This window comes from Paralimibaculum aggregatum, assembly GCF_030270585.1.
GTDB classification, from domain to species: Bacteria; Pseudomonadota; Alphaproteobacteria; order Rhodobacterales; family Rhodobacteraceae; genus Thermohalobaculum; species Thermohalobaculum aggregatum.
In genome coordinates this window covers 1-9,293 of sequence record NZ_BSYI01000080.1, presented here as the reverse complement: position 1 = coordinate 9,293, position 9,293 = coordinate 1, and the positions used below count along the sequence as shown (strand labels likewise).

Below are 9,293 nucleotides of genomic sequence, written 5' to 3'. Positions count from 1 at the left end.
GGCGGCGGGGACAACCCGACCGCCGGGCTTTCCGCGGCGCGCGGGCCGCGACCCGCGGGCACAGGCGGCGGCGGGGCCGGGCAGGACGCTCCGAAGCCCTTGCAAGCCGAGCCACGACCCGCGCGCCTGCGCGGCCCAAATGCCCGGCAACCGGCCCGTCATGCGATCGCCAGCGGCTGCACGAGGAGCGTGCCGTCGCGCGTCTCGACCAGCGCCTCGATGCCGTAGACCGCGCGCAGCCGCTCGCGCGTCAGCACCGCCGCCGGCGGGCCGTCGGCCACCACCCGGCCGCGGTCCATCAGCACGATGCGCGTGCACCAGCGCGCCGCCAGCCCGAGATCGTGCAGCGCCGTCACCACGCCGCGGCCCCCGGCGGCGAGCCGGGCGAAATGCGCCATGGTGGCGATCTGGTGCAGCGGGTCGAGGGCGGCCACCGGCTCGTCGGCGAGCAGCAGCGGCGTCTCCTGCGCCAGCGCGCGGGCCAGCAGCACCCGCGCCTGCTCGCCGCCGGAGAGCGCCCGGGCGGGCCGCCGGGCGAACCGCGCGGTGTCGGTCTCCTCCATGGCGCGGGCCACCGCCGCCCGGTCCGCCGCCGACATCGGCGCGCCGCGGCGGCGATGCGGCGCCCGACCGAGGCCGACCAGCACCGCCACCGAGACGTCCCAGGCGATCTCGCGCCCCTGCGGCAGCCAGGCGGCGGCGCGCGCCCGCTCGGCCGGCGCCAGCGCCGCGAGGCTCGAGCGGCCCTCCGCCGGCAGCAGCCCGAGCGCGGCGCGCAGCAGCGTCGACTTGCCGGCGCCGTTCGGCCCGATCAGGCCGACGCAGTCCCCCGGCCCGACGCTGAGGCTCACCCCCTCCACCACGCGGCGCCCGCCGAGCCGGGCCGAGAGATCCTCGAGCGCGAGCAGGGTCACAGCATCTCCCTCCGTTTGGCGATCACCAGCCACAGGAAGAACGGCGCGCCGACCAGCGCGGTCAGCACCCCGAGCTTGAGATCGCTCTCCGGCGCGATCAGCCGCACCGCGAGATCGGCGGCCAGCAGCATCGCCGCGCCGCCGAGCGCCGAGGCGGTGAGCAGCCGCGAGGGCTGCGCGCCGACCAGCGGGCGCAGCAGATGCGGCACCACCAGCCCGATGAAGCCGATGGCGCCGGCCACCGCCGTCGCCGCGCCCACCGCGCTCGCCGTGCCGAGCACCGCCGCGAGGCGCAGCCGGCCGAGCCGCACGCCCATGCTCGCCGCCGCATCCTCGCCGAGGGTCAGCGCATCCAGCCCGCGGCCGAGCCCGGCCAGCAGCGCCCAGCCGAGCAGCGTGAAGGGCAGGGCGAGCCAGACATGCTCCATCGAGCGGTCGGCCAGCGAGCCGAGCATCCAGAACACGATCTCCAGCGCCGCGAAGGGGTTGGGCGAGAGGTTGAGCGCCAGCGAGGTCAGCGCCCCGGCCAGCGAGCTGATCGCGATGCCGGCGAGGATCAGGGTGATCGAGCCGCCATGCCCGCCGGCCAGCGCCAGCAGCGCCAGCACCGCCAGCACCGCGCCGGCCAGCGCCAGCAGCGGCAGCGCCAGCGGCAGGCTCGCCGCCAGCCCGCTGTAGATCGCGATCACCGCGCCGAGCGCCGCCGCCGGCGAGACGCCGATCAGCCCCGGCTCGGCCAGCGGATTGCGCAGATAGCCCTGCAGCGCCGCGCCGGAGAGCCCGAGCGTCGCGCCCACCATCACCCCGAGCAGCGCCCGCGGCAGGCGGATCTCGCGCATCACCAGCACCGCCGCCTCGCCCTCGCCGGCGAACAGCGCGGCGAGGCTCTCGCGCAGGCCCAGCCCGGCCGGGCCGACCATCAGCGAGGCCGCGAACAGCCCCGCCACAGTGAGCCCGAGCACCGCGAGGAGCAGGCCATAGCGCATCTCCCGCGGCCCCCCGTGCTCAGAACTCCAGCCGGATGCCGGCGAAGCCCGCCACGCCCTGCGTCTCGAAGCGGTAGACCTCCTGGTAGTCGACATTGGCGGCGTTCTCGATGCGGGCATAGAGCTCGACATTCTCGGTCACCTTGTAGCTGCCCTGGACGCTCAGCAGCACGTAGTCGTCCAGCGTCACCAGCGGCTGCACGCCGAAGAAGCCGTCGGAGAAGTCGAGGTCGCGCTGCTCGCCGTTGTAGGCGGCGTTGACGTTGAGCCGGCCGCGCCCGTCGAGGAAGCCCCAGGTGACGTCGAGCGCCGCCATGTGCCGCGGCCGGCGCACCTCCTGCCGGCCGGTGGAGCCCTCCTCGGCCAGGGTGTAGGTGTAGCTCGCGGTGATCGAGAGCGCATCCGTCGGGAAGGCGGTGAGCGCCAGCTCGACGCCCTGGCGCGGGCTCTCCCCGGTGGCGTTGACCGAGGTGGTGAGCCCGGCATCGGCATCGAAGCCCGAGATGATCTCGTCGGTCACCTTGCCGCGGAAATAGGTGGCATCAAGCACCAGCCGCCCGTCGAGGAAGGGCTGCTCGACGCCGAGATCCCACATGAAGGTGCGCTCGGGCTCGAGGCTCGGGTTGCCGATGAAGAAGTCGGGCGAGAAGCCGAACTGCTCGAAGAAGGTCGGGTTGGTCACGCCGCGGCCGACCGAGCCGTGCAGCCGGGTGCCGGTGGGCGCCACGGTGTAGGAGCCGCTGACCGAGAAGGTGAGCGCGTCCTCGAACTCGTCGTTGAAATCGTTGCGCAGGCCGGCCTGCAGGTCGAAGCCGCCGATGCTGCCGCGATACTCGCCGGCGAGGCCGAAGAGGGTGCGCGACTGGCGCGCCGTGGTGGCCTCGTTCTCCTCCTGCTCGTATTCCGCCAGCCCAGTGACGAGATGGCTCACCGGCCCGGTCTCGAAGGCATAGCTGCCCTGGTAGCTGCCCTTGTAGCGCCGGCTCTCGTTGCGGAAGGTCGAGGCGCCGTCGGAAAGCGCGTCGGAGTAGTTGTCGGTGAAGTCGAAGCGGAGCTGGTGCACCAGCGCGTCGTCGAGCATCTCGTAGCGCGCGAAGAGCCCGAGCGAGACGTCGCGCGACTCGTTGACGTCGTCGCTGTCGATCACGAAGCCGCTGGTGGCATCGGCCGGGAAAGGGAAGCTCTGGTCGTCGGTCTCGGAATTGCGGTCGACATAGCGGATCACGCCGCCGAGGGCGAAATCCTCGGTCAGGTCCCAGTTGCCCTTGGCGTTGAGGGTGAGGTTCATGTCGCCGTCCATCTCGCCCTCGCGGTCGCCGAAGCCGGTGGCGATGTTGAAGCCGTCGGCCCGGCGCATGCTGGCGGAGAAGGCGGCGTCCCAGGTATCGCCGCCGCCGGCGAGGCTGGCGGTGGCCAGCGCGGTGCCGTCGGAGCCGCCCTCGACGCGGGCGCGGAAGGCGAGGTCGTCGCGCCGGCCGCGGCGGGTGATGATCTGGATCACGCCGGCCGCGGCATTGGAGCCGAACAGCGCCGATTGCGGGCCGCGCAGCACCTCGATGCGCTCGATATCGGCGACCACGAGGCTGCCGAAATCCAGCTCGCCATTGCCGGCGGGCGCGACCTCCACCCCGTCGATCAGCACCAGCACCTGGTTGCTCTCGGCGCCGCGTACGCGGATCTGGGTGAGCCCGCCGAGGCTGCCGCCGCGGCTCACCGCGACGCCGGGCACCTGGCGCAGCGCGTCCGAGACATAGCGCGCGCCCTGGGCGGCGAGCTGGTCGCCGGTGATCACGGTATAGGCGCGGCCGGTCTCGGTGACGCCGATCGGCGTGCGCCCGCCGGTGACGAGGAGCTCGTCGAGCACCAGCGGCTCCTGCGCGGCTGCGGCGGCGGCGGCGAGCGCCGGGGCGATGGCCAGGGCGGCGGCCAGATGGGGCCTTCTCTGCATCGTCATGTCCCTTTCGTGCGGGCCACGAGCGCTCGGGCCGGGCCGCCTCGGTTGGCTTGGGCCGACGAAGGGGAGAGGGTGCCGCTCCGCCGGTGACCGTCGAAACTCACCGCTGCGGATCTGCCGCTCCGATGGCGCGCCCCGCGCCCCGGAAGGGTGACGACCCTGGCAGGTCTCCTGGCTTGCGGGTCAGGGCCCCGGCGCCGCCTTCCCGGCCGGTTGGGCCAGTGGCACGAGGCGCGGGGCTCGCCGCTCACAGTTGCGGGGGCAGCCGCGGCTCGGGCCATCGAGATGGCCGCACCGCGTTCCCTTTTATCCGCGCCGCCGGGGCGGCACGGAACCAGAGCCGCGCCGATCTAGCGCCGCGCCGGCCCGAGGGTCAACCGCGAAATTGCCCGGCGCGGCAGGGCGGGGTGTCAGCCCGCGGCGCCGGTGAGGGAGAGGATCCGCCGCACCGCCGCCTCGTAGCCCTCGATGCCGAGCCCGGCGATCACCCCGTCGGCGCGCAGGCTGACATAGGAGTGGTGGCGGAACGCCTCGCGCTTGTGCACGTTGGAGATGTGCACCTCGATCACCGGCCCCTCGAAGGCGTGCAGCGCGTCGAGGATCGCCACCGAGGTATGGGTGTAGGCGGCCGGGTTGATGACGATGCCGCAGGCCGCCGCGCGGGCCTCCTGGATCCAGTCGACCAGCTGGCCCTCGTGATTCGACTGGCGCAGCACCAGCCCCGTCCCCTCCGGCAGCAGCGCGCGGCAGCGGCGCTCGACATCGGCCAGCGTCTCGTGGCCGTAGATCTCGGGCTGGCGCTTGCCGAGGAGGTTGAGATTGGGGCCGTTGAGGATGTGGATCTCGCGGTGCATCGGCTGCCTTCTCCGGGCTGGTCCGGGGGCGCGGCCCCCGCTCGGCCCTGTTCTCGCACAGGCGGGCGGCGCCGGCAAAGGGCGCGAGACCGGGAGAACGGGCCCGGCGGCCGAGGCATGGCGGCGCCGCGGCACCGGGCCCGGCCGCCGCGGCCCGCCGCCATGCGCCCACCCGCGCCGGCGCATCCGGCCCCGGCAGCATCTGGTCCCGGCGGGCCGGGGCCGCTAGACTCCGCGCCAAAAGACAGAGAGAGGATCACCCGACCATGAGCGCCGCCCTTTCGGAGAAGCCCTGCATCATCTGCGTCGCGATCACCGGCTCGGTGCCCCGCAAGGAGGACAACCCGGCGGTGCCGATCACCGTCGAGGAGCAGGTCGAGAGCGCCCAGGAGGCCTTCGAGGCCGGGGCCAGCATCGCGCATTGCCATGTCCGCATGGAGGACCAGACCCCGACCTCCGACCCCGAGCGCTTCGCCCGGCTCAAGGAGGGGCTGGAGGCGCACTGCCCCGGCATGATCGTGCAGTTCTCCACCGGCGGGCGCTCCGGCGCCGGGCGCGAGCGCGGCGGCATGCTGCCGCTGAAGCCCGACATGGCGAGCCTCACCGTCGGCTCCAACAACTTCCCCAGCCGGGTCTACGAGAACAGCCCGGACCTCGTCGACTGGCTCGCCGCCGAGATGCGCACGCACCAGATCAAGCCGGAGATCGAGGCCTTCGACCTCTCGCACATCTTCCAGGCGGCGGCGATGAACCGCGACGGGCGGATCCCCGGCCGGCTCTACATCCAGTTCGTCATGGGGGTGAAGAACGCCATGCCGGTGGACCGCGAGGTCTTCGACTTCTACGTCGCCACCACGCGCCGGCTGATGCCGGAGGCCGACTGGTGCGCCGCCGGGATCGGGCGCCACCAGATCACGCTCAACGAATGGTGCGTGGCGGCCGGCGGCCATTGCCGCACCGGGCTCGAGGACAATGTGCGGCTCGACCGCGACACGCTGGCGCCGTCCAACGCGGCGCTGGTGCGGCGCACGGTGGAACTCTGCGAACGCTACGGACGACCGGTGGCGACCCCGGCGCAGGCGCGGGCGATGCTCGACCTGCGCCCGGCGGCCTGAGCCGGCGGCGGAAGAGGGAGCGGCGGATGACGGCGAGGGCGATCGGACGGCTGATGGGGGCGGGGCTGCTGGCGGGGATCGCGCTGGCGCCGGCCGGCGCGGCGGGCGCCGCGCCGCCGCCGATGCGCCTCGTGGCGACCGCGTTCGCGGCGCTCGACGGCTGGGGCGCGGACGATCTCGCGGAGGCGCTGCCGGCGCTGCGCGACAGCTGCGCGGCGATCCGTGCCGGCACGCCGACCGACCCGCCCGATCCGGCGCCGCGGCTCTCCGCCCGTGGGCCCTGGCTGGAGGCCTGCGCGCCGCTGCTGGCGCTGCCCGAGGGGGCGCCGGACGCCGCGGTGCGCGCGGCGGTCGAGCGCGCCTTCCGGCCCTGGCGGGTGCTCGACCGCGACGCCGGCGCCGAGGGGCTGATCACCGGCTATTTCGAGCCGGAGCTGACCGGCTCTCTGACCCGGCGGAGCCCGGAGCAGGTGCCGCTCTACCGCCCGCCATCCGCCGACAGCCTGCGCCGGCAGACCCGCGCCGAGATCGCCGCCGGCGGGCTCGCCGGGCAGGGGCTCGAGCTGGTCTGGCTCGACGACCCGGTGGCGGCCTTCTTCCTCGACATCCAGGGCTCGGGGGTGATCCGCCTCGCCGAGGGCGGCAGCCGGCGGGTGCGCTATGTCCGCTTCAACGGCTACGGCTACACCGCGGTGGGCCGGGCGCTGGTCGAGTGGGGCGAGATCCCGCTCGAGGCGATCACCATGCAGTCGATCGTGGCCTGGATGCGGGACAATCCCGGCCGCCGGCAGGCGCTGATGAACGTCAACCGCTCCTATGTCTATTTCGACTGGCTCGGCCATGACGCGCCGCAGGGCAGCCAGGGGGTGGACCTCACCCCAGGCCGCTCGCTGGCGGTGGACCCGCGCCACATCCCCTATGGCGCGCCGCTCTGGCTGGAGACGGTGCATCCCTCCGGCGGCGCGCCGATCCGCCGGCTGATGGCGGCGCAGGACAAGGGCGGCGCGATCAAGGGCGTGGTGCGGGCCGATTTCTTCTGGGGCACCGGCCCGGCGGCGGCGGAGCAGGCCGGGCGGATGAAGGGGCAGGGGCGCTACACCCTGCTGCTGCCGAAGGGGCTGCCGGTGCCCGCCGCCTTCACCGCCGAATAGGCGGCGCGGGCCGGCCCGGCGCGGGCAAAGCGCCGCCTGCCCCGGCCATAGCCGAGTTGCAGCATGCTGACACCTTTGCTAGCGTGCCCTTACGGAGAGCGGGACGGCGTCATGCCCGGAATGAGTGGAGTTCAGGATGCGCTGTGACGGCCCCCTCCGAGCGCTGGCCCTCCGGGCGCTTCTCGGAGCGCTCGTGGCTGCGCAGTTCCTCGCCGGCGGCAGCGCCCTGGCCGACCCGCTCGAGGAGCAGCTCCGCGACACCATCGGCCGGCTCGCCACGCAGATGCACATCCGCGATTTCGGCCGCGACACCCCGGCGCAGATCTTCATCCGCCAGCCGCGCGACAACTCGCAGGGCGTGGTCTGCACGCCGCTGTCGAGCTTCATCCAGCGCAAGTTCCGCAACGCGCTGATCTTCGGGCTCAACACCAACGATCTCGACCGCGCCGCGGTGGTGCCGCGGCTGAGCGAGGGCGGCACGCAGCTCGTGGTCAATCTGAGCTGGCGCCGGCGCGACGATCCGAGCTTCGACATCGCCATCAGCATCGGCCAGTTCGTCGACGGGCAGGACAGCGAGTTCTTCTCCTCCGACCTCACCGCCGGGGTGCACGAGCTCTCCGACGACGAGCGGCGCTGCCTGTTCCGGCTCGACGTCAACCCGGACTGGCGCGTGGCCGAGGAGCCGGTGATCGTCTACCAGTCGATCGAGAACTTCCAGGACATGCTCGGCATGATCACCGAGGGCGAGCGCTTCCGCGTGCTCGGCTGGATCGAGGGCAACGAGGACTGGGCGCTGGTGCGGATGTTTCCCAAGGACCCGCAGGAGCCGGGCACCGAGAATCTCGGCTTCGCGCTGCTCACCGAGGGCGCGACCCGGGACGAGCTGGTCGAGCAGCTCGCCGCGGTGAAGGAGGATCTCGCGGTGCTGCAGGCCCGCAATGCCGGGCTCGAGACCGAGATCGCCGCGCTGCAGGGCCGGCTCGGCACCGCCGAGGACGAGAAGGCCGGGATGCGCAGCGCGGTGGCCGAGGCCCGCGCCCAGATGGACCGCGAGCGCCGCCGCGCCGGCAATCTCGAGGAACGCATCGGCGAGCTGAACGGCGAGATCGGCGATCTCAACCGCCAGATCGCCGCGCTCGACGCCACCATCCGCCAGCTCGAGAGCGAAGGCAGCGGCCGCGCCGAGGAGCTCGAGACCGCGCTCGAGAACGCCCGCCGCGACACCCGGCTGCTGCGCGACCAGCTCGACGAGGCGCTCGGCAAGCTCAACGAGAACCGCTCCGAGATGAACCGCCTGCGCGGCGAGCTGGCGCAGGAGCGCTACAGCAAGACCCAGCTCCAGGGCCGTCTGGCCGGCGTCAATGCCGATCTCGTCGAGACCCGCGGCGAGCGCGACCGGCTCACCGAGGAGCTGCGCATCCTCAAGGGCAGCCTGCCGGTGCAGGGCAGCCAGGACAGCGGCGCCGAGATCGAGCGGCTGGAGCGCCAGATCCGCGACTACAACACCCGGATCGAGAGCTATCGCGAGCAGGCCCGGCGCTACAACTCCGAGATCTCCGCGCTCAACTCCCGGATCCGGACGCATGAGCGCGACATCGCCACCCTGCGCCAGAGCCTCGATGCCCGCGTCCGCGAGGTCGAGCGGCTGACCGCCGAGAACCGCCGCCTCGATACCGAGCTGGCGCGGCTGCGCCGCCAGTCGCCGGCCGCGCCCGAGCCCGGCCCGGTGGTGATCCCGGTGGACCGCGACCGCATCCGCGTGATGGAGCAGGTCGATCTCGACAATTCCGGCGCGAAATATCTCGACCGCCGCATGATCCGCCAGGTCAGCCACGAGGACTGCAAGAACATCTGCCGGCGCGACAGCGGCTGCAAGTATTACACCTACAACACCCAGCACAACATCTGCTTCACCAAGTCGGGTTTCGCCAAGAGATCGACCTACAAATACGCGGTTTCGGGCGAGATGACGGATCGCATCGGGCGCTGACAGGGGAAGAACGGGGCCGGATTGAATGCGCGGCGGTGCGGCGGTATAGTCGCGGCATCGAGCAGGCCTCGGCGCGGAAAACCATAACGGGAGCGCTTTGTGTGAGACACGCGGCCGGTTTCGCGATCGCCCTGATCGCGGGCATCCTTCCCCTTGCCGGCCTTGCCCAGGATCCCGTGCCCGACCCTGCGCCCGGTTCCGCATCCGGCTCCCTCTGGGCCTCGGTGCTGCCGGTGCAGCGCCCGGAGACGCTCGTCGCCCCCGCTCCCGCTCCCGAGAACCGCGCGCCGGAGATCGGTGCCGCGCGCGCCTGGCCGGGCCTCGCGCCG

At 73.1% G+C, this 9,293-nt stretch carries 8 protein-coding genes and 1 riboswitch; of the genes, 4 read left to right on the top strand and 4 right to left on the bottom strand.

Annotated features, from left to right (window positions below):
• Positions 1–158: 158 nt before the first annotated feature.
• The 4 genes from QSJ97_RS23980 to aroQ form a co-directional block, all read right to left on the bottom strand.
• Positions 159–914 (bottom strand): ABC transporter ATP-binding protein, encoded by a 756-nt coding sequence (locus tag QSJ97_RS23980; RefSeq protein WP_285675000.1) that lies wholly within the window; start codon positions 912–914, stop codon positions 159–161.
• Complete coding sequence (locus tag QSJ97_RS23975) at positions 911–1,900, bottom strand: FecCD family ABC transporter permease (protein WP_285674998.1); 990 nt, start codon at positions 1,898–1,900, stop codon at positions 911–913. Before QSJ97_RS23975 ends, QSJ97_RS23980 begins: the two co-directional genes overlap by 4 nt.
• A 19-nt stretch (positions 1,901–1,919) precedes the next feature.
• Complete coding sequence (locus QSJ97_RS23970) at positions 1,920–3,854, bottom strand: TonB-dependent receptor plug domain-containing protein (RefSeq protein WP_285674996.1); 1,935 nt, start codon at positions 3,852–3,854, stop codon at positions 1,920–1,922.
• Positions 3,855–3,998: 144 nt separating this feature from the next.
• Positions 3,999–4,208: riboswitch (cobalamin riboswitch) on the bottom strand.
• 56 nt (positions 4,209–4,264) lie between these two features.
• Positions 4,265–4,708 (bottom strand): type II 3-dehydroquinate dehydratase, encoded by a 444-nt coding sequence (gene aroQ, locus QSJ97_RS23965; protein WP_285674994.1) that lies wholly within the window; start codon positions 4,706–4,708, stop codon positions 4,265–4,267.
• A 266-nt stretch (positions 4,709–4,974) separates the two neighbouring features.
• Between aroQ and QSJ97_RS23960 the strand changes: the two genes are divergently transcribed.
• From QSJ97_RS23960 to QSJ97_RS23945, 4 genes are all read left to right on the top strand, one after another.
• A complete protein-coding gene (locus tag QSJ97_RS23960) occupies positions 4,975–5,823 on the top strand; it encodes a 3-oxoadipate:acetyl-CoA acetyltransferase (protein WP_285674992.1) in 849 nt (282 codons plus the stop codon).
• A 26-nt stretch (positions 5,824–5,849) separates the two neighbouring features.
• Positions 5,850–6,974, top strand: coding sequence for a murein transglycosylase A (gene mltA / locus QSJ97_RS23955; protein WP_285674991.1), 1,125 nt, complete (start codon positions 5,850–5,852; stop codon positions 6,972–6,974).
• 193 nt (positions 6,975–7,167) lie between these two features.
• Positions 7,168–8,964, top strand: a complete 1,797-nt coding sequence (locus QSJ97_RS23950) for a PAN domain-containing protein (protein ID WP_285674989.1) — start codon at positions 7,168–7,170, stop codon at positions 8,962–8,964.
• A 101-nt stretch (positions 8,965–9,065) separates the two neighbouring features.
• Positions 9,066–9,293, top strand: a 228-nt coding sequence (locus QSJ97_RS23945) for a hypothetical protein (protein ID WP_285674988.1), incomplete at its 3' end; no start/stop codon positions are given.